Consider the following 23,188-nt stretch of genomic DNA (forward strand, 5'->3'; position numbering starts at 1 on the left):
TGCCGCCATGTTCAAGCACATTGCCCATTTCGACTGGCTGGCGCTGAAAGCCAGCCGCACCCTCACGCTCACTGTGGCACTGACGGGCTTCCTGGTCTTCTTCGCCTTCTGGACCGGCGGCCGGCGCGTCACTTTCCAGCGCGACACGCTCACGGCCATTGCCCAGCAGCAGCGGGCCGACGACGTCTACTACGCCCAGCAGATTGCCGCCATTAAACCCGGCGCGCACTTCGACGGCGGGCACTTCGGCGACCCCACCAACCCGTTTTACTTCGGCAACAAGATGGGCGCGCGCTACGCCACCCTGCCGGCCGCCCCGCTGGCCCTGACCTCGGCCGGCGGAAGCGACCTAGCGCCGTACTACTACAAGCTCACGCTCTCGAAGCGGCAGGCCCTGTACCACAGCGAGGAGTTGGAAAACCCCCAGGTGCTCTACAACGGGCATTTCGACCTCTCGTTCGTGCTCATCTACCTGCTGCCGCTGCTCATCATCGGCCTGACCTACAACGTGGCCGCCGCCGACCGCGAGCAAGGCACGCTGGCGCTGCTGCTGGCCGGCGAAACGCCCTTTGGCCGCGTGGTGGCCTACCGCTACGTGTTTCGCTACCTCCTCCTGGGCCTGGCGCTGAGCGTGTCTATCGTCGGCGGCCTACTGGCGTTTGGGGTGAACCCCGCCCGCGCTGCCGCCGAAACCGGCTATCTGTTGCTGGTGACGTGGCTGTACGCGGCGTTCTGGTTTGCGCTGTCGTTTCTGGTGAACAGCTTCGGGCGGGCGTCGGGGCCGAACGCGGCGGTGCTGGTGGGCCTCTGGCTGGCAGTAGTGCTGCTGGTGCCCACGCTGCTCAGCGCCTGGCTCAATCGCGCCTACCCCATGCCCTCGCGCATAGCCCTTATAACCGAAACCCGCGAAGTATCCGACAAGTTGGCCCAGGACAAAAACGCCGTGGCCCGCTTCTACGACGAGCACCCCGACCTGCGCCCCGCCACCGCCCCGCCCCCCGGCGACCAAACCGTGAAAATGCTGCACTCGCGCCTGGCCGTGGAACTGGCCATGGAAAGCGTACTCAAGCAGTTCGACCAGCGGGCCGCCGAACGGCAGGCGCAAGTCAGCCGGTTCCGGTTTCTCTCGCCCGCCGTGTTCGTGCAGCAGGCCCTCAACGACGTGGCCGGCACCGGCGACGCCCGCTACCAGGACTTCGAGGCCCAGGTGACGCGCTACCACGCCGCCTTCCGGGCCTACTACGCGCCGCTGGTGTACCGCCAGGCCAAGTTCACGGTGCGCGACATGCAGCAGGTGCCGATTTATCGATACGAGCAACCGCCCACCCAGCTGCTCACCCCTACCAACACGGAAAACCTACTGTATTTGCTCGCGGCCACGCTGGGCTGTGCGCTGCTGGCCACAGTGCGCGTGCGGAAAATGCGGCTGGCGCTTGATTGAACAAAACTACTCTAACTGGGCTGCTGACCATCGCCCTGCTATGCCCGACGTAAACGCACGCCACGGTGTTAACTCTCGCTGCACTGATGCGCCTGAAAGCGGCGGGCCAGCCCATGGTCGGCCGCAGCTATGATTTGTATTTTGGCTGGGCCGATGACGGGATTTATTGTTCCGAACTAATCTGGAAAGTATATGAGCGGGGGCTGAACCGGCGTATCGGCCGGCTGCAGCAGCTGCGCGATTTCGATTTGAGCAATTCCACCGTGCGGACCAAACTGCGCGAACGGTACGGCAACCGGCTGCCATTGTCGGAAACTGTCATTTCGCCGGTCAGCATCTTCAATAGCCCCGAACTGGTTACCGTGCTCAACCGTTGAAGCACCGGCGGAGCGGGCTGCAACCTTGACAACCGATGCCGGCCTTTAGTCAGGCCAGCGGGTTTACCTTGTTGTTTCACGTCTTCATTCCTTAAATTATGTCTACACTTACGCCCGACGATGGTTTACTGACACAGGCTGAAATTTGTCGGCCTTGGTTGCCATTTGCGTCGGGCCAGTTCGGCAGCTCAGGCCCGAAATTTTATTATCGTCTGAAAAATTTGTTGAAATAGTAACCATAGACGCAGTGACTATTTGGCAAGTCCTCAACAGTAATTTCACTGATTTAAAATACTATGCACCAACTTGCACCACTCTGTCTTATCCAGCAGTTGAACTCATTGTAACCCGCATTCGTCAACATTTCCTGGCAAATCCTCGGCCTGCTGTAGCGCCGCCCGGCGCGCTGTTCCATCTGGGCTAATCTTTTAGGAGTGGTTCCGGTGGCCGTGAGCGGGGTACTTTTGCCAGGGCCACTGCTGTCTTCGTTATTTCGTTTCTCTCTTGCTTACTACTCAATACTCTTCCTGGTTTATTCTCCTCTGCCTAGCCGTGGGTGCCGGCTATGCCGCGCTTCAATATTCGGCCAAAGCGCCGTGGAACAAGCGCCTGAACTACACGCTGGCCGCGTTGCGCTTCGCCGTAGTGAGCTTTTTGTGCTACCTGTTGCTGGCGCCGTTCATTAAAACCACCACCACGCGCACCGAGCAGCCCACAGTGGTGCTGGCGGTCGATAACTCGCAGTCTATCGAGCTATTCACGCCTAAGAACGTGCTGAGCCAAACCACCACCGGCCTCACCGGACTAGCCGAAGCGTTGCGTGGCAAGGGCTTCACCGTCGAAACCCGCACCCTGACGCCTACGCCCGGCCGCCCGGCCCGGCTTGATTCGCTCCGCTTCGGTGCCACTACCACCGACCTCGACCAGCTGCTGGCTGGCACCCGTGCGGCCTACGACGGCCGCAACCTGGCCGGCGTGGTACTCGTCTCGGATGGCCTCGTGAACCAGGGCCGCAGCCCCGCCTACTCGGAGTTTAACTTCCCGATTTATAGTGTGGCCGTGGGCGACACCATTCCCAAAAAAGACCTACGCATTACCGCCCTTACCTACAATCGGGTGGCTTTCAGCGGCAATAAATTTCCGATTGAGGCCGAGCTGGGCTTTGAAGGCTTCGCGGGCGGTGCGGCCACTGTGGAGCTACGCGAGGGTAATAAGGTGCTCGATAGCCGCCGCGTGACCCTGCCCACCGGCCGTCGGCGCGTGCGTACCACGTTTCAAATCACGGCGCCCGCGCCCGGCAAGCGGCGCTATGAGGTGCGCGTGGTGCCCCAGCCCGGCGAGTTTACGGAGCTGAACAACGCCCGTACAGCCTTTATCGAAATCGTGAAAGGTAAGCTGCGCGTGCTACTGGCCGGGGCGGCTCCTCATCCCGACCTTAAAGCATTGCGGGCGGCTATTCTGGCTAACGACAACTTCGACCTTACCCTCGCCCTGCCCGGCGTGGCTCCGCTCCGGGCCGATGCTGATTTCGATGTGGCCATTCTGCACCAGCTGCCAGCGCAGGGCGGATTGGGCAACGAGATTTTGGCCCAAGTGAAAGCCCGCCGTACCCCGGCCCTGTATGTAATTGGCGCGCAGTCGGATTTGGCGGCTTACAATCAGTCGGGCACTGGCCTCACCATTCAGGTTCGCGGAGCGCAGACCGACGAGGTGACGCCGCTGCCGAACCCCGGTTTCGCCCGTTTTGCCACCGATGAGGAATCAGCCCGGCGTTTTGCGGCTTACCCGCCGGCGCCCGTGCCGTTTGGCGATTTACGCCTGGGGACCGGAGCCGAAGCCGCGCTCTGGCAGCAAGTGGGCCGCGTGCCAACCCAGAAGCCGCTGCTGGTTTTCGGCGGCCCCACCGACCAGCGCCGGGCCACCCTACTCACCGATGGCAGCTGGCAATGGCGTCTGAGCGAAGCCGTGGAGCACGACGACAAGCCCGAGGCTTACGACCGGCTCATCATCCGCACGCTCCAGCTCCTCACCCAAAATGCCAATAAAAAGCGCCTCGACGTGTACCCCACACAAGATGCTTTCGGCACGCAGGACGACGTGACGCTGGGGGCCGAAACCTACAACGCCGTGTTCGAGCGCCTCTACAACCAGAAAATCGACCTCACCCTGACCGACACCAAGCAGCATAACCGCCGCTTTTCATTTGCCAACCCCGAGGATGGCTCGCCGCTGCACCTGGGCCCGCTGCCGGCCGGCCTCTACCGCTATCAGGCCCGTGCCACCCTCGGCGGCCAGCCCCAGCAGGATGCGGGGGAACTGCTGGTGCAATCGCAGCCGCTGGAAGCCCTGGAGTCGCGCGCCGACCACAATCTGCTTGCCCAACTATCACGCCGCAGCGGCTCGCGGCTCTATTACCCGGCGCAGTTCGATAAGCTGACCCAGGATATTCTCAAGGCTAATTACAAGCCCGTCATTTCCGCCGAAGAAGACCTGAAAGATTTAATCAATTTTAAGTGGATTTTCTTCGTAATCCTGGCCTTCCTGACCGTAGAATGGGCCGTCCGGAAATATTCCGGCAGCGTGTAGCCTTTGCTCCATGCCGGGGCCCCGCATTCCAGCACCCGCAAGGGCTCTAGAGGCACAATATCTCAAAAACATCGGCTCCTTCTAAAGTAGAAACGCTTTCGGCGCGTCCTCCCTCCTACTTTACTGAACCCTTATGAAAATACGAGCCATTATCACTGGCGCCACTGGCATGGTGGGCGAGGGAGTACTCCTCGAATGTCTGCGCAGCTCCGATGTCGAAGCAATCCTGGTGCTCGGCCGCAAGCCCATTGGCATAAAACACCGGAAGCTAAGAGAGGTCCTCCACGCTGACTTCCAGAATCTTTCAGCTATTGAAAATGAGCTAACGGGCTATAATGCCTGTTTTTTCTGCGCGGGCATCTCCTCAGTGGGCGTATCAAAGCCAGAATACGAGCGCATCACCCACGACCTTACCCTGCACGTAGCCCACACCCTGGTGCGGCTCAGCCCCGAAATGACGTTCGAGTACGTGTCGGGCGATGGCACCGACAGCCGCGAGCAGAGCCGCAGCCACTGGGCCCGCGTGAAGGGCCGCACCGAAAACGAGCTGCTGGCCCTGCCCTTCCGCCAAGCCTACATGTTCCGACCGGGCCTCATGCGGCCCGTGCCCGGCCAACGCAATGTACCTAGGCTAATGCGGGCTATTGCCTGGTTCTATCCGGTGGTTCGGCGGTTAGCCCCGGCTCACGCTTGCGAGCTGCGCGATGTAGGCCAGGCCATGATTGCAGCTGTGTTGGAGGGCTACCCCCAGCCAGTGCTGGAAGTGGCCGATATCGTGGCACTGGCCCACGGTAAGGTGGCGGCCCATTCGCGAGCATGAGAAAACCGCTAAAAATTTTCCTCATGACTACGAGTGGTATCATTGGCACCCTGTTGATTGCGGCGGTGGCCTTCACCGGCCTCAGCCCCCAATTGGGCGGCACCCCCACCAAGTCTGAGCGGCAGTCTTACGAGAAATCGGGCCACTATAAGGACGGGGAATTCGTGAACCTGCTGCCCACCGTGGAGCTGACGGGCAGCAGCACCGTAGCGGTGCTCTGGAATTTTCTTTTTCGCAAAAACCCCAATGCCACGCCAGTCGGCCCGCTGCCCACGCAACCGCTCGATTCGCTCAGCATCACCCGGAAAACGCCCGAGATGGTGCGTGTCACCTGGTTTGGCCACTCGGCCAGCCTGGTGGAGCTGGCTGGGCAGAACATCTTGCTCGACCCCATGCTGAGCGTGGAAATGGGTCCAGTGAGCTGGGCCACACCCAATCGGTACAACTGTAGCCTGGTCATTACGCCCGAAAAGCTGCCGCCCATCGCCGCCGTGCTGATTTCGCACGACCACTACGACCACCTCGACTACCAAACCATCCGGAAAATTAAGGGCAAGGTGGGACATTTTTACGTGCCACTGGGCATTGGGCCGCACCTGCGGGCCTGGGGAGTGGCTCCCGAGCGCATCACTGAAATGAACTGGGGCGATAGTGCCCGCCTACCCGGCCTTACGCTGCGCTGCACGCCTAGCCGCCATTTTTCGGGCCGCGGTCTCACCAACCGCAACTCCACCCTGTGGAGTTCGTGGGTAATGCAATCGGCCACGAAACGCGTCTTTTATACCGGCGACGGCGGATATGGCCCGCACTTCGCGGCCATTGGGGCCGCCTACGGCCCCTTCGATTTGGCCTTGGTCGAATGCGGCCAATATGACCTGCAATGGGCCCAGATTCATATGCAGCCCGAGCAAAGCGTGCAGGCGGCCCGCGACGTGCGCGCTGCCCTGATGCTACCCGTGCACTGGGCCGCCTTCACCGAAGCCAACCACGCTTGGAATGAGCCCATCGAACGCGCCACCGCCGAAGCCGCCCGGCTGGGGCAGCCTATCACAACGCCGCGCTTGGGCGAGCCGGTAGTGCTAGGTACCGGGCTCTTACCACAAACGCGCTGGTGGCAATAATCCCACGCCCAACCATGTCTTCGCTCGCTAATAAGCAGTTGCTATTGCGTTAAGGATTTCTCTGACCGCTATTTTAGCCACGCTCGATACATAGTGTAATTATCTGAAGAGATTTGAGAACTATCTCAGCCGTGCCACCTCACTTATCCCAACGGGTTCGTACCTAAATTAGGTACGAGCCCGATTTGCTTAATTCGGGGAAGGCCATGGAAAGAATGAAGTCAGCGCTTAAATAAAGCTGCCTACTTTCTAACCGTTTCTTTTTTAGCGGCTATTTGGCCCCCCCTTTCCTGCTGAGAGGGCCTGGGGGTGAACTCCACCGCGTGAGCAACACCAATAGAAGTTCCGTTCCCGATGGAAAAGACTAAGGGCCGACTACGACTTATTTCCAGTGCTCGCTTTGTGATTTGAATCACATCTATTCTCGCCATGACCCGGCACCTTTGTCTGGAAATCGTCATGCTCCTGCACCGGGAATAAATCACAGTAAGCGAATGAGAATAAGTCTGTTTAGCAAAGGCATTGTCAAGACAATTCGCCTGCTTTTTGCCCTCAACTATGCCATTGGTGGCCTGAACTATTTTGTTCATCTCTACAAATTGCCGCCAGCCACGCCGCAGGCCGATGCGTTCTACGCGGCCCTGATAAATACCGGCTACCTATTTGCCCTTGTCAAGGCGATTGAAATCGGCGCAGGATTTCTGTTGATTTTCAACCGGGCCGTACCACTGGCACTGGTTATTCTGTGCCCAATATCGGTCAATATTTTGCTATTCAACACATTTCTATGGCCAGGGGGTGCTCCTATCGGCATTTTTGTTATGGCAAGTAATATGTATTTACTCACGGCCTATGCCCGGTATTATACTCCCTTGCTCAGCCTGAAGACAACCAGCGTATGAAACCGCACTTCACCCGCTGGGGCGCACTAAAGCGGCTGACGTGGATTGCTCCCCTGCTGGCCCTGCTGCTCTGGGCGAACTGGCAGCCGCTGCCCTTATCAGAATCCTACAACTTGGCCCCCACTTCATTTGCTGCTTTTGCCCTCCCTCAAAATATATCCGCAGCGGATAGCTCGCGGCTCTCGCAAACGCTGACGCAACTGGGAGGCATTTCGGCCGTCACAATTAATAGGCCGAACAAATTAGTTGGTATTGCCTACCGACAAACCAATTCGCTGACACTGGTGCGAGCCTGCATTCGAAAAATGTATGGCCAAGCCAAAGCGCAGAATTTCAGTACGTATCATGGTCCTGTTTGTCCAGTGCCTCAATCCTATGTGCACGGCATATACCGCGTTAAAAAATGGTTTTGCTTCCGCTAGTTTAATCAACTCCTAACTACTTAACTCACATGAAATCATCCTTCTTAATTATTTTAATTACGAGCTTTGGCTTGTTCACTTCCTGCAAAAAAGATAAGGAAGTTATTGCCCCAACTCCTTTATACCAACGCATTGGCGGGGAAGCAGTTGTGACGGATATCATCGACCAGACCATCACAAATATTATTACCGATAATCGCATCAATTTCTTTTTTGCCGCCTTAGCCACCGACCCCACTAAAGCCCAAACGCTGCGAAAAAATCTAATTGACCAATTAGGTCAATTATCAGGCGGGAATCAGCAGTACACGGGCCGGACGATGACGGCTGTTCATACCGGAATGAATATCAATACGGCTCAATTCGCAGCTTTTATTGAAGATTTTACCCGCGCTATCGATAGCAAAAATCTGCCCGCGGCGGAGAAAGCGGAACTCATTGCGCTGTACCAAAACCTGAGTGCCGATATCATTGGCAAATAATCCTTACTGCAATAAGAGATTGGCTAATGGAACTCCGCGAGATTTACTCGAACATTTACCAAATTGATTTGGGCGCCGTCAACTGCTACCTCATCAATGAGCCGCATGGGTTGACGCTGATTGACGCGGGATATGCTCGTGATAAGCCCGATATAATCAAGGCAATACGCCGGTTGGGCAAGCAACCCGCCAATATTCAACAGGTAATTCTTACACACTTGCACCCCGACCACGCAGGTGGGGCAGCAGGCTTGCAGCAGGAGTTTGAGGGGCCTGTATATGCCCACGCGGCTGATGCCACTTTAATTGCGGAAGGGATATGCGGCCGGCTGTCGGTGCAGGTGACGCCGGGTTTTATCAACTGGTGCCTGCATAAAGCAATTGTTTTGTTAGGACCGCGGTCCATTACGCCAGTTGGTCAAATCAGGCTCATCAATGATTCGGAGGTGCTACCGATTTTAGCCGGCCTAGAGGTCATTCATACGCCTGGCCATTCGGCGGGTCATGTTTCTTTGCTGGCTGAACATGAGCAGTTATTATTCGCTGGTGATGTTCTGGTGAACTTTGGTGGGCTAAAACCTGCACCGGTTTATGAAGACCCGGCGGCAGGAAAGGCATCGGTTAAGAAATTAGCGGCCCGTTCATTTGATCTGGCTTGTTTTGGCCATGGTAAGCCAATTACCAACGCCAATCAACGCTTTAGTCAGATTTACAGTAGTTAACCCCAATAATTATGGAAGCAGCTATTAGAAACCAGCTTAGTCGAATCATTCCCTTGTCGGATAAGGAATGGAATGCCTTCAAGGCGATTACGCTATATGAAAAAGTCCCGAACAAAGAACTTATTAAGCGTAGTGCTTACATCGGCCGGCGTTCGTTCTTTGTCATTAAGGGTGCCTTTCGACTATTCTACATCGATGATTCGGCTAATGAAATAACGACTCACTTTTTTCTGGAACCCAACTTTATCACGAATTGCGAATCCTTTTTATCAAGGATTCAGGAGAATTTGCACATCGAGGCAATTGAGGAGAGCGAGCTGCTAGTATTTGGCAATGACGCACTGACGGATTTATACGAACTGTACCCAAATCTCAAACAAATCGAAACGTTTGTCATCAAAAGCATTTTGAATGAGACAGTTCATCACAATTTTCTACTCCAACTCAAAACGCCGGAAGAGCAGTACAAAACACTGCTTAGTCAGAATCCAGCTCTGATTAACCGTGTAAGTGTTACGCACCTCTCTTCTTATTTAGGCATGGCCCGTGAGACGTTGAGTCGGGTTCGCAGTAAACAGCTGCTGTAGATTACCGCTTGAAAAAGGTGCAAATTTGTCACGCATTGAAAAAAGGATGTTCTATGAGGCGTCCTTTTTCAATACCTGCCCAATGCGTTACCTCCTCGTCAACAAGCCCTACGAAGTCCTCACCCAGTTCACCGACGAGCACGGCCGCGCCACGCTCAAAGACTTCGTGCCCGTCCCGAACGTGTATCCCGTCGGCCGCCTCGACTTCGACAGCGAAGGCCTGCTCCTGCTCACCGACGACAAGCAGCTTCAGCACCGCCTCAGCGACCCGCGCTTCAAAGTCCCAAAAACCTACTGGGCGCAGGTAGAAGGCCTAGTTTCCGAAGCCGCGCTGCAACAGTTGCGGCAGGGCGTCCAGATTAAGGAAGGCCGCACCGCACCCGGCGAAGCCGCCGCAATACCGGAGCCGGCCCAGCTTTGGCCGCGCCACCCACCCATTCGCTACCGCGCCAGTATCCCCACTAATTGGCTGGAAATCCAGATTTCGCAGGGCATGAACCGGCAGGTACGCAAGATGTGCGCCGCCGTGGGCCTCCCCTGCCTACGCCTAGTGCGTGCCGCCATCGCCGGCCTCCCGCTCGGCGACTTGCAGCCTGGCCAGTGGCGCGACCTCACGCCCGCCGAGGTCCAACTGCTGCGCCAGGCACCCGGCCCGGCCGCCCGCCGCCTCCGCTGAAGTACTGGCTTCGCACGCCGTGCTTTCTGAATCCAAACTATTCGCTAGGGGAATTGCCATTTCACAAATTGTAGTTGACTCCGTCCATGAATAAACGCTTCTGTCAGCTTTTGTTGCTGTTTTCCATCGCATTTACTGCCATGAATGCGGTAGCCTTTTTCCATGCTTGGCGCTTTACGCATTTCTCCAACGAGCCCGGCAGCCACTCCCCTAGCCCTGAGCAGCTCAGCTTGGGGAAGAAGCTTTGGGTGCTGCTCACCGGCATCCGCAACCCCAAACCCCAGAACGGCCCGAAACCCAGCTCCCCGGTCGAAACCGTCAACATTGCCAGCCCCAATGGTGCATTAGAAGCCTGGTATGCCCAACCCGATAGCGGCCACGCCCGTGGCACCGTAGCCCTGTTTCACGGCTACACCAGCAGCAAATCGCACCTCACTCATGAAGCTGACTACTTCCGTTGTTTGGGCTATAATGTGTTGCTTGTAGACCAAGCTGGCAATGGCAATTCGGCTGGTTTTCGCACCACCGTAGGCTACCGAGAGGCCGATGATGTAGCCGCCGTCATGCGCTGGCTGAACGACTCACCGAATTCCAAGCACCAAACTATTATTTTCTACGGAGTGAGCATGGGCGCCGTAGCCATCCTGCGAGCTGAGGCCGAACTGGGCGTCCGCCCCACCGCCAACATCCTGGAATGTCCTTACGGCAACATGCGCCAAACTGCTTACAACCGCTTCAAATCCATGCACCTCCCTGCTTTCCCGATGGCCGATTTGCTGGTATTCTGGGGCGGTGTGCAAAACGGCTTCTGGGCCTATGGTCTCAACGCTGAAAATTACGCCACCCAAATCCACACGCCCACCCTCCTATTTTGGGGCACCGTCGACCCGCGGGTAACTCAGGCTGAAACCGACGCCATTTTTACCAATCTAGCCGGCCCAAAAGCCCGGCATGACTTTCCCGGCGTGGGCCACCAGCCGTACTGGAAGCGCTATCCGACGGATTGGGAGCAGCAGGTGCGGGATTTCCTGCGCCGCTAATTCGAGTTCAATTCCTCGATCTGCGTTTCCGTCAGGCCGGTTACTGCCGCGATAGTGGCGGCTGGCAGCCCGGCTGCTTGCATTTTCCGCGCAATGCCTTTACGCTCTTCCTCACGACCTTCTTCACGGCCTTCTTCGCGGGCTGTATCCAACGAGTTTTTGAGGTCGCGATAGTGCTTCAGGCTATCTTCGTAGGAGCGCACTTGCTCGGGCGAAAAGCGGGCAATTTCGGCGGTTTCGAACAACTGCTCAAACACCCGCTCGCGCAGTTTATCGGGCACCCGGTCGAGCCGATTCAGGTTGCGGATGACGTAGAGCCACTTCTCAAACCGAGTTTCTAACTCGTCCACGGTTTTGTTGAATTTGGGCATCTCCAGGTAGATGAAGGTCAGCTTATCATAGAAAACACGTTGGGTTTCCTGGTCCGTCAGCTTCACATCGTAGCGGTACTTTGCTACTTGCTCCTTGTCTTCCTCAAACACAAAATCCAGAATGGCGACGGTGTATACGGCCTTCAACTCAAAATTCCAGTCGGCTCGCTGCGCCTGCTCCCGAATGGGAAACGTGGAATAGTAGACGGTACGGTCTTTAAAGAAATTCTGCTTCGTCTTTTGTAGCTCTACGATAAACTTCTCCCCACGCTCGTTCTCACAATAGATGTCGAAAATGGCCTTCCGGTCAAGGTCTGTCGTGCCCAGATTCTCGCTTTTCAGGTAGGTAAGGGCCGTAATCTGGCCTTGCTCCTCGCGGAGCAGCTCGTTGAGAAAATCGAGGAGCAGCTCTTTATTCGGCTCTTCTCCAAACAGGCGCTTAAAGCCATAATCGGTGAAGGGATTGATGTATTTCTCAACGAACTCTGCCATTGCATTGGTCTTTCCTCAAAGATAGTACTCGGCATTTCTAACGTTCTGGCTCTTGAACTGCGGCCACTAGATTCACCACGTTTTCATAAAGCGCCGAGACGGTCCATTCTTTGGTATCGGATACCTGACCGTCGCCAACTTCTATAATGATTGGCTTGCCATGCAGGTCATACGCCACGTCGATGGTGTAGAACCAACGGCTTTGCAGCGCGAGCAAAACGGGCGCTAACTCCGCCGGAAAAGGTTGGCCGCTGGCCCCGTAGACGCGGCCCCGCACGGCGAAAAACCGCTGCTCCGGCGCAGCAGATAATTTGACAAACTCGCGCACAAATAGGGCTTCAGCTGAGTCTACCGCATGTTTTTTAAGCAAATGGTCGTATTCGGCAAGCGAAGAAACTACGGAATCGGTCCCGAAAGACTTGCTCAAACCCTTCACAAAGCAGCGCCCATGGCTGCGCAGCAGGGTCAGGATTGCGCTCCGCTCCTCGACAGGGATGAAATAGCTTTTCGGCGTGAATCCGGCAATGGCCTGGTACCAGCCGTTGGCCCAGTGCGAAGCCAAGTACATGGCTAGCGGCACCAGCAGCGGCGTCAGCGCTTCCAGTTTCTGGTATTCGGCGCCCGTCAGCATCCAGCCCCGGTACAGGCTGGGATAGTTCGGGTTCGGCGCCTGATGAAGTTTTTCCTGCTCCGCATCGAACAGGCCGACGGTGTGGCCGTAGTGCCGGGCTGTGTCCATTTCCTCTGCCCACATGGGGTCGACGAGGCGTTGGTAAGGCAGGCTGGGAAATAGGATGTTGAGCATTTAAAAAAGTAGTAACGGTGTAGTTGGCGCGGGCGAGAGAACCTCACCCCCAGCCCCTCTCCCCAGGAGAGCGAAGCCGAACGACTTACATAGTATTCCAACACTACTCTCTTGAAGTGCAAGGAAAACGATTATATTTTTCGTTCGGCAACGATTATCCTTTTGGTATCAACTCTTGTGCTTCGGCTTGGAACTATGTATTGTTCTTCCCATCATTTGCGTCATTACTGGGCAGAAAATGCTGTTGCCACTGCCTCTTCTCAATACTCCTGATGTTCTTCACATCCTTTAAGGTATCTAAGTATTGGGCAAGCATTGGTAGCTCATTGTCATCCGGATTGCCGACGAACGGCTGCGGATAAATGGCATTGCCATAGCAATTTCGAACTTTGAGGGGCGTGTCATCCACTATCAGAACTCTGCTCAAGCTAAAGCCACGCTTTCTCACTTTTTTGAGCAACTTGGCGTACTCATAGTGGTTGGCGTAGTCAAAGTAGCTCAGCGCCTCATCTGCTCGTGCTGATGACCGGGGCGTGCAGCGAGAACGGCCCCACACAAAAGCTAGCATTATTTCCTCGGGGAAAATCTGTTGCACCACTTCCGCTACGTAGTCATCGCTTGCCGATGACCAGACGGCAAGCTGAAATTTTTCGGCGCAAGCAGCAATAAATTCGTCAAGCCCAGGGCGCTTATAAACGAAATAATCAAAAACCTGGAAGTCAAAATCACTCCTCAGCTTCTTGGCCGAAGCGTGAATCAGGGTTTCGTCTAAATCGAGGATGAGGAGTATTTTTTCGTCCATTGCATCTGCCATTGGAATTAGAGCAAGTTACTATTGTCCTCGCTGCTGCATGCTTGTCAGGAAAAATCTGCTTGCCCAAAACAAATTCAGCCATGGCGTCGCATAACACCGGCCCTTGCCGATTATCGGTGACAATCTGTCACCAAAAGCACGCTGGTACGTTGCTTGTAATCCCCGGGCAGCGCCCCACCGGGCTGCGTATGACCTGACATTCCACTCCTAACCAATAAACACCCAAAAACATGGGCAAAATAATCGGCATTGACCTCGGCACCACCAACTCGTGCGTGGCCGTAATGGAAGGCAACGAACCCGTTGTCATTCCCAACAGTGAAGGCCGCCGCACTACCCCCAGCATCGTCGCTTTCCTCGACGGGGGCAAGGGCGAGCGCAAGGTGGGCGACCCCGCCAAGCGCCAGGCCGTGACTAACCCTAAGAATACCATTGCCAGCATCAAGCGTTTTATGGGCCGCAACTTCTCCGAAGTGCAGACCGAAAGCAAGTACGTGGCGTATGATTTGACCCCGGGCTCGAACAACACCGTGGCCGTTAAAATTGGCGACCGCAACTATACGCCGCAGGAAATCTCGGCGATGGTGCTCCAGAAAATGAAGCAGACGGCCGAAGATTACCTCGGCCAGTCGGTAACGGAAGCCGTTATCACGGTGCCCGCTTACTTCAACGACGCCCAGCGCCAGGCCACCAAAGAAGCCGGTGCCATCGCGGGCCTCGACGTGAAGCGCATCATCAACGAGCCCACGGCCGCCGCATTGGCCTACGGCCTGGATAAGAAGCATAAAGATCAGAAAATCGCCGTGTATGACCTCGGCGGTGGTACGTTTGATATCTCCATCTTAGAGCTTGGCGATGGCGTGTTTGAAGTACTGAGCACCAACGGTGACACCCACCTTGGCGGCGACGACTTCGACCAGGTTATCATTAACTTCCTGGCCGACCAGTTTAAGTCGGACAACGAAGGCCTCGACCTACGCAACGACCCCATGGCTCTCCAGCGCCTCAAAGAAGCCGCTGAAAAAGCCAAAGTAGAGCTCTCTAGCTCGACCGAAACCGAAGTAAACCTGCCCTACATCACCGCAACGGCCTCGGGTCCCAAGCACTTGGTGGTGAAACTGAGCCGCTCCAAGTTTGAGCAGCTCGCCGACGACCTCGTGCGCCGCTCAATGGAGCCGGTGAAAAAGGCGCTGCAAGACGCTGGGTTGTCGACCAGCGACATCAACGAGGTTATTCTCGTGGGTGGCTCGACCCGCATCCCGCGCATTCAGGAAGAAGTGGAGAAGTTCTTCGGCAAGAAGCCTTCGAAAGGCGTGAACCCCGACGAAGTGGTGGCCATCGGTGCCGCTATCCAAGGCGGTGTACTCACTGGCGAAGTGAAGGATGTGCTGCTGCTCGACGTAACCCCGCTTTCGCTCGGCATCGAGACGATGGGCGGCGTGATGACCAAGCTCATCGAGTCGAACACGACTATCCCAACCAAGAAATCGGAAACCTTCTCGACAGCTTCGGACAACCAGCCTTCGGTAGAAATCCACGTGCTGCAAGGTGAGCGTCCGCTGGCTGCCCAGAACCGCACCATCGGCAAGTTCCACCTCGACAGCATCCCGCCTGCACCCCGTGGCGTACCGAAAATTGAAGTAGTTTTCGACATCGACGCCAACGGCATCCTGAACGTAACCGCCAAGGACCAGGGCACTGGCAAAGAGCAAAAAATCCGCATCGAAGCTAGCTCCGGCCTGAGCGAAGACGACATCAAGCGCATGCGCGACGAAGCCGCCGCCAACGCCGAAGCCGACAAAGCCGAAACCGAGCGCATCAGCAAGGTGAACGCCGCCGACTCGATGATTTTCCAGACCGAAAAGCAGTTGAAAGAATACGGCGACAAGCTGAGCGGTGGCAACAAAACCGCCATCGAAGGCGCACTGGCCGACCTGCGCAAAGCCCACGAAAGCAAAGACCTCGGCGCGATTGACACGGCCATGACGGCCATCAACGCCGCCTGGCAGGCCGCCTCGCAGGAAATGTACGCGGCCGCTGGCGCCGACGGCCAGGGCGGCCAGCCCGGCGGGGGCTTCCCCGGCGGCGACGGCCCGAGCCCGAACGGCAACGGCCAAGGCCAGCCCGCTGACCATGTGACCGACGTGGATTACGAAGAAGTAGACGGTAAGTAATCTTTGCTAGTCGATAAAGATGAAAAAGCCCGGAGGCGCAAGCTTCCGGGCTTTTCGCGTTTATATTTGGCTTATGAGGAATATGTATGGTTTGCGGATAATACTCATCGGGCTTGGGTGGGCAATGGCAGGAAGTAATTCAGCGTCAGCACAAGCTAAAGCCGAACTCAACGCAATGAGTGCACTGCCAATAACCAAGCTGTTGGCCAAACCCATGGCTAGTCCCGTGCTTGCCGACACCAGCGCTTTTCCGCTCAACTATTGCACCTCGCTGCCCCGGTTAGAGTTTGGCAAATGGGAGCAAGACTATGCTAAATATGAGCGTCTATTAACGCCTGAAATTCGGCGCACGCAAATCGGGCTTGGGTATAGGAGGGGAAATGTACAGGTGTGGTGGTGCCAGCCATCGGCCTCCCCACACGCTCAGCTTGATACATTAACCCGGGTGACCAACGCCACGCAACTCGAAGGAAAATGGAAAAGCGTGCTGACCCGCACCATCGTGCACCAAGACTCTGCCGCGCTCAGGGAGCAGAAATTCTATCGCAGCGCCCAATTTATACCCTCTGATGAGCAGGCCGAAGTAACACTGGCAAATGGCCGTTTCACGCTGTTTGTTAAGCACGGCACGGCGGCTCCGCTGGGAAAAATTGGCCGCCAAAAATATGCTTTAGTTAACGGCCGCTACCTGTTAGTGTATGGCATCATCAAATCGGGGGGTGCCGTTACTCAGGTCGGCCTCGACTCAGTGGGCCGGCTGGTGCTGCACAGTTGCGCCGTCACAGAGCGGAAGGTGCGCGGACAGTATCTGACCTATGAAACGGTGCTTCACCAGACTGTTTTTGAGCGCCAGCAGTAACGGCTTACTATGTGCTACGACCATCTAGCCTTTCACCCACGCTGTCGTATAGTCCTGCTGAGCGAAGCGGCTCACTCGCACTAGCTCAACGATAAGATTCGTAATGGCACGCTAGATGCTTCGTCTTCGCTTAGCAGGACCACCTTTCTTAATTTTGGCTGACCAATTAGCTCTTGGAGGCCGTTGCCTCTATCTCCAGCAACTGGCCCGGAAAAAGCAGACGCGACACACCAAGCAGGGTTTCGGCGGGCCGTACGTCGCCAAGGCGACTCAGAATAACACTCCAATGCTGTACTATCAGATCGACGTCAGTGGTGTACCAATTGAGCCGAACCAAATCGGCTAACTCGTACCCGGCTTCCGCTAGCACCGCTTCGAGGTTGTCGAGCGTGGCGTTGAGCTGCGCGGGCATATCCCAGGCATGAACCAGCTGTCCATCCGCACTGATGGGAGCCTGACCGGTAATGTGTAGTACCCGCTCATGCCGATGCGTCTCAATTGCTTGCGAGAACCCAAACTGGTCCTGCCATTTCCAAGGATTTATAGCTTTGTTTTTCATAGTTGTAAGGGCCTAGCCTGGACTGGATTTGGGCTAGATTCAGGGAATGATGGAAAGGTAATTTGTCCAAACTAGGCTCGCCCCAAAGGTAGAAGAAACGCTACGCCTTGTCTTCGGCGACATCCTCTACGCCTTCCTCGATTTTCTCCTCGGCCTCCTGATGGTCATCCGAGTCGGCGGCCTCCAGTTCTAGTTCCTGCTCTTGCCAGCCGCTGGGTTCGTAGCTGAGACGGATGTAGATGGGGTAATGGTCGGAGCCGATGTGAGTGAGGCGCTCCAGGCGTTGCAGGCGAAAGTGGGCGGAGTGAAACACATGGTCCAGGGGCCAGCGCAGCAGCTTATGGTCGGCGTGGAAAGTGGGCAGCAGCCCACGCCCGATGCGCGGGTCGAGCAGACGCGACAGCCGCCGGAACAGCTCGGAGGTGTGCGACCAGGCCACGTCGTTCAGGTCGCCGGCTACGATGGTGGGGCCATCGTGTTTCTCAATAATTTTGCCCACTACCAACAGCTCAGCATCGCGCCGGGAGCTGTTTTTTGACTCCTGCGGCGCTGGCGGCTTGGGGTGCAGGAAGTGCAGGTTGACGGCGACACCGCTGGGCAGCACCACGCAGCCGTGAAAAGAGGGTATTTCCGGGTCCAGGATATAACGAATCTGCGGCTCGCGCAGCGGCAGGCGCGAAAACACCAGCATGCCGTAGGTGTTCGGCAGCGGGGCGTGGCAGGTGTAAGGATAGTCATCTTCGATGCGTCGGAGCTGGCTCAGCCACCAGTCATCCGTTTCGACGGCCAGCACGATATCGGGCCGCCAGTTCTTGATGTGGCCCAGGCAGCGCGAAGCGTCGCGGTTGTACATCAGCACGTTGGTCACCAGCAGGCTGAGGTGATTGTCGTCGTCATCGGCCGGTCGGCTGGCATCGGCCACCTGCTTGCGGTGCAATGGGGTGTAGGGCCAGATTCGGCTCATCTGGTAAACTGTCGCCAAGACCAGGCTCACCACGAAAAAGCCGTACCCGAAGCTCCTCGGGATGGGCAGGAGCAGCGCGGCAGCCAGGCTCAGCAGCAGCCCGGCCACGATTTGCAGGCGGGGAAAGTCGCAAACGCGAATCCACCACGCGGTTTGGCGCAGAATGGGCAACACCGTCACCAGCAGCGCCAGGCTGCCCAGAATCCAGGTCAGCCACTGTCCGGCTGTTAGCAGTACGGAGAGAAAAGTCGCCATCAAAGACAAAGTCGGCAGTGAGTGGAAATTAGGAAAATCAGGCCGTCCGGCTTAGTCAAGCTTAGCCGGACGGCCTAGCGTCGGCTTTATACGTCTTATACGTCGTCTTGAAAGCCACCTTTACGCAATTCCTCAATGGTGCGCATCACCCGGTCTTTGAGGGTAGTGCGATACTTCTCCAAGGCATCGGCCAAGCGAGCATTAGTCAGGGCCAGCATTTGGGTGGCGAGCACGGCCGCGTTGGCGGCACCATCGATGCCCACCGTCGCCACGGGCACCCCGTTCGGCATCTGAATCATGCTCAGAATAGAATCGAGACCCTGAATGGAAATGGTGCTGTTGATGGGAACCCCAATCACGGGGAGTGTGGTGAACGCGGCCACCATGCCCGGCAGGTGGGCCGCCCCACCCCCGCCGGCAATCAGCACGCGCAGGCCGCGCTTGCGGGCACTTTCGGCATACTCTACCATGCGGTGGGGCGTGCGGTGCGGCGACACCAGCGTGATGTCGTAGGGAATGCCGAATTGACGGAGCACATCGGCGGCGGCCGACATAATTTTCAGGTCTGATTTCGACCCCATAATGATGCCCACCAGGGGCGTTTCGGTTACGGGGCGGTCATCATCGGAGCCAGTAGAAGGCCCCGTAGCGGAGTTATCAGGAATCATTGAGTGGAAAACAGATAAGGACTAAGAATTCATCGACGCGCCAAGCTGCGCTATTGGGGCAGCAAAATAGTACTTTTCTGCCCAGCTCGCCCCTACCCCTACCTTTGTGCCACCATGGAAGTTCTGCTCGCCACCTTCACCACTCTGTTTTCCATCGTCAATCCGTTTGGGGCGATGCCGGTTTTTCTTACTCTTACGGCCGATGACCGGGCGGCCGACCGCGCCCGCACCGCCCTGCGCGCCTGCATCTATATGGTGGTCATCTTGAGCGTTGCGTTCTTCGGTGGGCAGTACATCCTCAACTTTTTCGGCATCAATATCCAGCACTTACGCATCGCGGGCGGCATCCTGCTCATGCGCTCAGCCTTCGAACTGCTCACCCCCGGCGCCAACCGCGACCGGGTGGGACCCGACGCTCTGGAGGAAAGCAAGCAGAAGGACGACATCAGCTTCACGCCGCTGGCCATGCCTATGCTCTCCGGGCCAGGCTCCATGGCTGTTTGCATCGGCCTGATTCGGCCCACCTATGTTGATAAGGCCATAACCGTGGCGGGCTTCGCGCTGGTAGCACTGGCAGCATTTATCATTCTGATTTTCTCACTCCGCCTCACCCGCATATTGGGCAAGCCGGGCATGGCCGCCATGGCCCGTATCATTGGTTTCATCACGTTGGCTATCGGGGTCAACTTCTTTGCTACGGCCATTGCAGCTCTGTTTCCGGGGCTTACGCGCTAGCGCTGCTACGAAGCGGTTAGCTCGCGGTAGGCACTCGGGCTGTGCCCGGTCCAGCGCTTGAAGGCCCGGGTAAATACGCCCGGCTCGGAGTAGCTGAGAAGATAGGCGATTTCAGCCACGGGGAGGGAGGTTTCGCGCAGGTATTGGGTGGCCACATCGCACTGCAGGCGCTCCAGCACCTCCTGGTAGTTGGTGCCTTCGTCATGTAGCTTGCGCTGAAGGGTGCGGGGGCTGACGCTCAACTGGCTGGCCACGGCTTCTATGCTAGGGTAATGGCTTTTGACCAGCCCCGTGAGGACGTGTAGGACGCGCTGCTGAAAGGGCGCGGCGTGCGCTTGGGCCTGTAGCAGGCGGTCGGCCTCCTGGTCGAGGAGCTTAAACAAGGCCGCGTTGTAGCTGACTACTGGTGTGCGCAAGTCGGTCAGAGCGTAGGTGATGGTGCTTTCCGAAGCTTCAAAGCGTAGGTCAGGGCCAAAAAGCTGGGCATATTCCGGCCGTTGGTCCGCGGGCGGCGGGGCAAACGCGCTGCGCACGGCCAGCGGAGCCACGGGCCGCCCCGCCAGCTTATCCAGGGCCCGCACCACGAAGGCCATGCTGCTTTCGACCGCCTGCCGCGCCGCCACGGGGTATGCCTGGCCAAACACCGGCAGCGGCACAAACGTGGCCACGCCCGTGGCGCTCGCCTGGGTGAATTTTATGTCCAGCAGGCTGCTGTAAATAGAGCCATAATGCGCCCCCCGCTCCAGCGCTGTGAGCAAGTCGGGGCTGTTCTGCATGGTGAAGCCCACCACGCCAATAGCCTCAAAATGCACTTGCGAGCCGGTGTGCAGCCCCAGCAGCGGGTCGCCGGAAAGCTGCAGAGCCGCCTGCCACACGGCATTCAAGGTGGCTAGGTCGTAGGGCCGGTCGTCAGCTTGCAGCTCGGTCAGGGTAAGGCCCGCTGCCTGCGCGAGGGCCTGCAAAGGTGCGCCAGCCTGCACGGCCCCGTAGAGTATTTCGCGAATGAGGCTGGCGGCAATCTGCATGGTGCGAAGGTAGCCGCCGTGGCGCAAAATGCCCAGTATCTGGCGCTTTGGGCTAAGAGGCTCGGGGGGTGGGCCGGCCACCTTTGTATTGTTCACTTCACCTTCATAATCACCATGAAAAACCAAGCTCCCTTCCGCCTCACCGGGGCCCTGCTCCTCGCTGCGGGCCTGCTGCTCATCACCTGTTTTGAGCTGCTGCGCCAAACCCTCGACTACCCCAACGTGCTGCGCGAAAGCTCGGCCCGCATCCTGGCGCTGCACGCCCCCGCCGTGGTGGGCGCCGTGCAGCCGCTGTGGTACGGGATGACGCTCGGCTCGCTGTGCATGGTCTTCGGCATGCTGCTGCTCGACTACTGCCTGCGCCATTTCCGGGTGCCGTACCGCGCTCTGATTACCACCGTGGGGCTGCTGGCCGCCCTGTTCAATGTGTTTGGCTACCTCCGCTGGGTGTTTCTGGTGCCCGGCCTGGCCGCGGCTTACGCCGCTCCCACGGCTACCGCTGCCACCCGCGAAGCCGTGGTGGTGGTATTCAACGCGTTTCACCTGTACCTGGGTTTTTCGGTGGGCGAACATCTGGGCTTTTTGTTCTTGGGAATGTGGGGCCTGCTGCTATCCGTAGCGCTGTACCGCACGGCGGCTTTTCCGCGCTGGCTGGCCTGGGTGGGCGTACCTAGCTCGGTCGGCACTATCCTGGGAATACTGGAAGGAGCCGGCTGGGCCCCCGCCGCACAAATTGTCGAAATCAGCGCCTCACTGCTGATTGGGTGGATTATGCTGCTGGGCATTTGCGTGTGGCGCCGCCGGGAAGGGTTAATTGCACCGCCCGAAATGCCCACGCTGGCACCCAGCCACACGGCCGCTCACCTTGCGCGCAAAGCCGCGGCGCTGGTGGTGCTGGGCTTGCTCGGCGCGGGCGGCGCGCAGGCACAGCAAGCCCCGGAACGGCAACCTGGCCCGGCCAGCCGCTTCGCCCCCCGCGAAATCAGCGTTAATGGCTTTCGCAACCCATCTCTCGGCCTCGAATACCGCTACCAGCACGTGTCGGTGCACGCCGGCTATTATCCTACCAACTTCACATCGGGCCGCACGACGTCATTTCTGAAAACCGGCCTTACACTGTGGTTTCTGCCCGTGGGCAGGCAGGCAAATCCGTCGTCGTTCTATGCATCGGGCTCCTACCTTCGGGGGGTGGACCGCGAGTATGAGGCCAAAAACGGCGTCGCCGTGGACATAGGCTTTCGGTGGATGGTTTGGAAAGGCCTCAACCTGCGCCTAGGCATCATCGGCCTCAAAGCGCCCGGCCGCGACCTGGAGATTAATCCCACGCCGGGCATTAGCTACTCCTTCTTCCCCGGCCGCCAAAACTGAGCGAACGCGGCGCCTCATCCAGCTCAAAGGAATTTTCTGAGCCGCGCATAGCAGCCTTATCACGAACTAGCTCATCCTTGTCCCCAAATAACGCCGTTGCAACGTTACTCGGGGACAAGGATGAGTACTTACATAACCAGCTTGTAACCGATGCCGCGGATGTTCACAATCTGCACCTGCGGGTCGTCCTTCAGATAGCGGCGCAGACGCGTAACGAAGACGTCGAGGCTACGGCCGTTGAAAAATGAGTCGTCGCCCCACAACTCGCGCAGCACGGTAGTCCGCTCCAATACTTGGTTGCGCTGGTCGTAAAGACACTTCAGCAGCTCCGCTTCGCGGTTGGTGAGGGTTTCTTCTTGGGCACCGAGGCGCAGCTTCTGCTTGGGATGGTCGAACTGGTAGCGGCCGATGGTGAGCGGACCAGCCGGCGCGGTTGCCGCCACCAACTGCCGGGAGAGCTGGGATTTAATGCGGACAATCAGTTCGTCCATACTGAAGGGCTTTTTCAGATAGTCGTTACCGCCCAACTCGAAGCCGTGCACTACATCGGCCGGCTGCGAGCGGGCGGTGAGAAAGAGAATGGGCACGGTCGTGTTTTCCTGCCGGATTTGCCTGGCCAGCGAGAATCCATCGAGCTTGGGCATCATCACATCAGCCACCACAATATCCGGGCACTGCTGCCGAAACAAGTGCAGCCCCGTTTCGCCATCGGCCGCGAATTGCACCGTGAAACCACGGCTTTCGAGGCTGTCTTTGACGATGAGACCGAGCGAAGGCTCGTCTTCGATGAGGAGAATGGTTGGCATTTATTGTATCAGAAACGTCATGCAGAGCATAGCGAAGCATCTCGCATGAGATGGTAATTCAATCGTTGGGTAGCGTGGGGTTAGTAGTGGCTCGCGAGATGCTTCGCTGTACTGTGC

24 protein-coding genes are annotated in these 23,188 nt (G+C 57.4%); 16 read left to right on the top strand and 8 right to left on the bottom strand.

The window, feature by feature from the left end; all coding sequences use genetic code 11:
• The first annotated feature begins 7 nt into the window (after nt 1-7).
• The 12 genes from WX88_RS04020 (at nt 8) to WX88_RS04075 (ending at nt 11,176) form a co-directional block, all read left to right on the top strand.
• A complete protein-coding gene (locus WX88_RS04020) occupies nt 8-1,441 on the top strand; it encodes a DUF3526 domain-containing protein (RefSeq protein ID WP_046242904.1) in 1,434 nt (477 codons plus the stop codon).
• 65 nt (nt 1,442-1,506) lie between these two features.
• Entirely contained in the window at nt 1,507-1,818 is a 312-nt protein-coding gene (locus WX88_RS04025) for a YiiX/YebB-like N1pC/P60 family cysteine hydrolase (RefSeq protein WP_231590624.1), read from the top strand.
• Nucleotides 1,819-2,322: 504 nt separating this feature from the next.
• On the top strand, nt 2,323-4,404 hold the full coding sequence (locus tag WX88_RS04030; protein WP_046242906.1) for a hypothetical protein: 2,082 nt from the start codon (nt 2,323-2,325) through the stop codon (nt 4,402-4,404).
• Between the two features lie 133 nt (nt 4,405-4,537).
• Nucleotides 4,538-5,224, top strand: a complete 687-nt coding sequence (locus WX88_RS04035; protein ID WP_046242907.1) for an NAD-dependent epimerase/dehydratase family protein — start codon at nt 4,538-4,540, stop codon at nt 5,222-5,224.
• A gap of 23 nt (nt 5,225-5,247) precedes the next feature.
• On the top strand, nt 5,248-6,345 hold the full coding sequence (locus tag WX88_RS04040; protein ID WP_046242908.1) for an MBL fold metallo-hydrolase: 1,098 nt from the start codon (nt 5,248-5,250) through the stop codon (nt 6,343-6,345).
• A gap of 407 nt (nt 6,346-6,752) precedes the next feature.
• The gene (locus tag WX88_RS04045) at nt 6,753-7,247 is read left to right on the top strand and encodes a DoxX family protein (protein ID WP_156175932.1); all 495 of its coding nucleotides are present in this window, start codon (nt 6,753-6,755) and stop codon (nt 7,245-7,247) included.
• On the top strand, nt 7,244-7,669 hold the full coding sequence (locus WX88_RS04050) for a hypothetical protein (RefSeq protein ID WP_046242910.1): 426 nt from the start codon (nt 7,244-7,246) through the stop codon (nt 7,667-7,669). The genes WX88_RS04045 and WX88_RS04050 overlap by 4 nt, the downstream gene beginning before the upstream one ends.
• 29 nt (nt 7,670-7,698) lie before the next feature.
• A complete protein-coding gene (locus WX88_RS04055) occupies nt 7,699-8,151 on the top strand; it encodes a group I truncated hemoglobin (RefSeq protein ID WP_046242911.1) in 453 nt (150 codons plus the stop codon).
• A 26-nt stretch (nt 8,152-8,177) separates the two neighbouring features.
• Nucleotides 8,178-8,873, top strand: a complete 696-nt coding sequence (locus WX88_RS04060) for an MBL fold metallo-hydrolase (RefSeq protein WP_046242912.1) — start codon at nt 8,178-8,180, stop codon at nt 8,871-8,873.
• Between the two features lie 11 nt (nt 8,874-8,884).
• Entirely contained in the window at nt 8,885-9,460 is a 576-nt protein-coding gene (locus tag WX88_RS04065; RefSeq protein WP_046242913.1) for a Crp/Fnr family transcriptional regulator, read from the top strand.
• A gap of 82 nt (nt 9,461-9,542) precedes the next feature.
• Complete coding sequence (locus WX88_RS04070; RefSeq protein ID WP_052732346.1) at nt 9,543-10,136, top strand: pseudouridine synthase; 594 nt, start codon at nt 9,543-9,545, stop codon at nt 10,134-10,136.
• A gap of 86 nt (nt 10,137-10,222) precedes the next feature.
• On the top strand, nt 10,223-11,176 hold the full coding sequence (locus tag WX88_RS04075) for an alpha/beta hydrolase (RefSeq protein WP_046242915.1): 954 nt from the start codon (nt 10,223-10,225) through the stop codon (nt 11,174-11,176).
• Here WX88_RS04075 and WX88_RS04080 read toward each other — a convergent pair.
• The 3 genes from WX88_RS04080 to WX88_RS04090 form a co-directional block, all read right to left on the bottom strand.
• Nucleotides 11,173-12,039 (bottom strand): Rpn family recombination-promoting nuclease/putative transposase, encoded by an 867-nt coding sequence (locus tag WX88_RS04080; RefSeq protein ID WP_046242916.1) that lies wholly within the window; start codon nt 12,037-12,039, stop codon nt 11,173-11,175. The two genes, WX88_RS04075 and WX88_RS04080, sit on opposite strands and share 4 nt — an antisense overlap.
• A 37-nt stretch (nt 12,040-12,076) precedes the next feature.
• Nucleotides 12,077-12,844 (bottom strand): ATP-grasp domain-containing protein, encoded by a 768-nt coding sequence (locus tag WX88_RS04085; RefSeq protein WP_046242917.1) that lies wholly within the window; start codon nt 12,842-12,844, stop codon nt 12,077-12,079.
• 193 nt (nt 12,845-13,037) lie between these two features.
• A complete protein-coding gene (locus WX88_RS04090) occupies nt 13,038-13,658 on the bottom strand; it encodes an NIF family HAD-type phosphatase (RefSeq protein WP_046242918.1) in 621 nt (206 codons plus the stop codon).
• A gap of 230 nt (nt 13,659-13,888) precedes the next feature.
• On the opposite strand from WX88_RS04090, the gene dnaK reads away from it, so the two are divergent.
• Nucleotides 13,889-15,832, top strand: a complete 1,944-nt coding sequence (gene dnaK, locus WX88_RS04095) for a molecular chaperone DnaK (RefSeq protein WP_046242919.1) — start codon at nt 13,889-13,891, stop codon at nt 15,830-15,832.
• A 19-nt stretch (nt 15,833-15,851) separates the two neighbouring features.
• Entirely contained in the window at nt 15,852-16,691 is an 840-nt protein-coding gene (locus tag WX88_RS04100; RefSeq protein ID WP_156175933.1) for a hypothetical protein, read from the top strand.
• Between the two features lie 166 nt (nt 16,692-16,857).
• Here WX88_RS04100 and WX88_RS04105 read toward each other — a convergent pair whose 3' ends face one another.
• The 3 genes from WX88_RS04105 to purE form a co-directional block, all read right to left on the bottom strand.
• Complete coding sequence (locus WX88_RS04105; protein WP_046242921.1) at nt 16,858-17,250, bottom strand: RidA family protein; 393 nt, start codon at nt 17,248-17,250, stop codon at nt 16,858-16,860.
• A 100-nt stretch (nt 17,251-17,350) separates the two neighbouring features.
• Nucleotides 17,351-18,469 (bottom strand): endonuclease/exonuclease/phosphatase family protein, encoded by a 1,119-nt coding sequence (locus WX88_RS04110; RefSeq protein ID WP_052732308.1) that lies wholly within the window; start codon nt 18,467-18,469, stop codon nt 17,351-17,353.
• A gap of 95 nt (nt 18,470-18,564) precedes the next feature.
• Nucleotides 18,565-19,050, bottom strand: coding sequence for a 5-(carboxyamino)imidazole ribonucleotide mutase (purE, locus tag WX88_RS04115; protein WP_046243154.1), 486 nt, complete (start codon nt 19,048-19,050; stop codon nt 18,565-18,567).
• Nucleotides 19,051-19,251: 201 nt separating this feature from the next.
• On the opposite strand from purE, the gene WX88_RS04120 reads away from it, so the two are divergent.
• Nucleotides 19,252-19,872, top strand: a complete 621-nt coding sequence (locus tag WX88_RS04120) for a MarC family protein (RefSeq protein ID WP_046242922.1) — start codon at nt 19,252-19,254, stop codon at nt 19,870-19,872.
• A gap of 5 nt (nt 19,873-19,877) precedes the next feature.
• On the opposite strand, the gene WX88_RS04125 is transcribed toward WX88_RS04120, so the two are convergent.
• Nucleotides 19,878-20,993: an AraC family transcriptional regulator gene (locus WX88_RS04125; protein WP_046242923.1), complete on the bottom strand. Its 1,116-nt coding sequence runs from the start codon at nt 20,991-20,993 to the stop codon at nt 19,878-19,880.
• Between the two features lie 18 nt (nt 20,994-21,011).
• Here WX88_RS04125 and WX88_RS29380 point away from each other — a divergent pair, with 18 nt between their 5' ends.
• Nucleotides 21,012-22,265, top strand: coding sequence for a DUF4386 domain-containing protein (locus tag WX88_RS29380; RefSeq protein ID WP_082115826.1), 1,254 nt, complete (start codon nt 21,012-21,014; stop codon nt 22,263-22,265).
• A gap of 128 nt (nt 22,266-22,393) precedes the next feature.
• Here WX88_RS29380 and WX88_RS04135 read toward each other — a convergent pair whose 3' ends face one another.
• On the bottom strand, nt 22,394-23,071 hold the full coding sequence (locus tag WX88_RS04135; protein WP_046242924.1) for a response regulator transcription factor: 678 nt from the start codon (nt 23,069-23,071) through the stop codon (nt 22,394-22,396).
• Nucleotides 23,072-23,188 lie beyond the last annotated feature (117 nt).

This window comes from Hymenobacter terrenus (assembly GCF_000972495.1).
GTDB classification, from domain to species: Bacteria; Bacteroidota; Bacteroidia; order Cytophagales; family Hymenobacteraceae; genus Hymenobacter; species Hymenobacter terrenus.

Coding starts and splice junctions, on each gene's coding strand:
- WX88_RS04040 (WP_046242908.1), top strand. CDS start 5,248: ATGACTACGAGTGGTATCATTGGCACCCTGTTGATTGCGGCGGTGGCC.
- WX88_RS04085 (WP_046242917.1), bottom strand. CDS start 12,844: ATGCTCAACATCCTATTTCCCAGCCTGCCTTACCAACGCCTCGTCGAC.
- WX88_RS04105 (WP_046242921.1), bottom strand. CDS start 17,250: ATGAAAAACAAAGCTATAAATCCTTGGAAATGGCAGGACCAGTTTGGG.
- WX88_RS04075 (WP_046242915.1), top strand. CDS start 10,223: ATGAATAAACGCTTCTGTCAGCTTTTGTTGCTGTTTTCCATCGCATTT.
- WX88_RS04080 (WP_046242916.1), bottom strand. CDS start 12,039: ATGGCAGAGTTCGTTGAGAAATACATCAATCCCTTCACCGATTATGGC.
- WX88_RS04060 (WP_046242912.1), top strand. CDS start 8,178: ATGGAACTCCGCGAGATTTACTCGAACATTTACCAAATTGATTTGGGC.
- WX88_RS04055 (WP_046242911.1), top strand. CDS start 7,699: ATGAAATCATCCTTCTTAATTATTTTAATTACGAGCTTTGGCTTGTTC.
- WX88_RS04065 (WP_046242913.1), top strand. CDS start 8,885: ATGGAAGCAGCTATTAGAAACCAGCTTAGTCGAATCATTCCCTTGTCG.
- WX88_RS04135 (WP_046242924.1), bottom strand. CDS start 23,071: ATGCCAACCATTCTCCTCATCGAAGACGAGCCTTCGCTCGGTCTCATC.
- WX88_RS29380 (WP_082115826.1), top strand. CDS start 21,012: ATGAAAAACCAAGCTCCCTTCCGCCTCACCGGGGCCCTGCTCCTCGCT.
- WX88_RS04100 (WP_156175933.1), top strand. CDS start 15,852: ATGAAAAAGCCCGGAGGCGCAAGCTTCCGGGCTTTTCGCGTTTATATT.
- purE (WP_046243154.1), bottom strand. CDS start 19,050: ATGGGGTCGAAATCAGACCTGAAAATTATGTCGGCCGCCGCCGATGTG.
- WX88_RS04110 (WP_052732308.1), bottom strand. CDS start 18,469: ATGGCGACTTTTCTCTCCGTACTGCTAACAGCCGGACAGTGGCTGACC.
- WX88_RS04050 (WP_046242910.1), top strand. CDS start 7,244: ATGAAACCGCACTTCACCCGCTGGGGCGCACTAAAGCGGCTGACGTGG.
- WX88_RS04035 (WP_046242907.1), top strand. CDS start 4,538: ATGAAAATACGAGCCATTATCACTGGCGCCACTGGCATGGTGGGCGAG.
- WX88_RS04020 (WP_046242904.1), top strand. CDS start 8: ATGTTCAAGCACATTGCCCATTTCGACTGGCTGGCGCTGAAAGCCAGC.
- WX88_RS04090 (WP_046242918.1), bottom strand. CDS start 13,658: ATGGCAGATGCAATGGACGAAAAAATACTCCTCATCCTCGATTTAGAC.
- dnaK (WP_046242919.1), top strand. CDS start 13,889: ATGGGCAAAATAATCGGCATTGACCTCGGCACCACCAACTCGTGCGTG.
- WX88_RS04070 (WP_052732346.1), top strand. CDS start 9,543: ATGCGTTACCTCCTCGTCAACAAGCCCTACGAAGTCCTCACCCAGTTC.
- WX88_RS04120 (WP_046242922.1), top strand. CDS start 19,252: ATGGAAGTTCTGCTCGCCACCTTCACCACTCTGTTTTCCATCGTCAAT.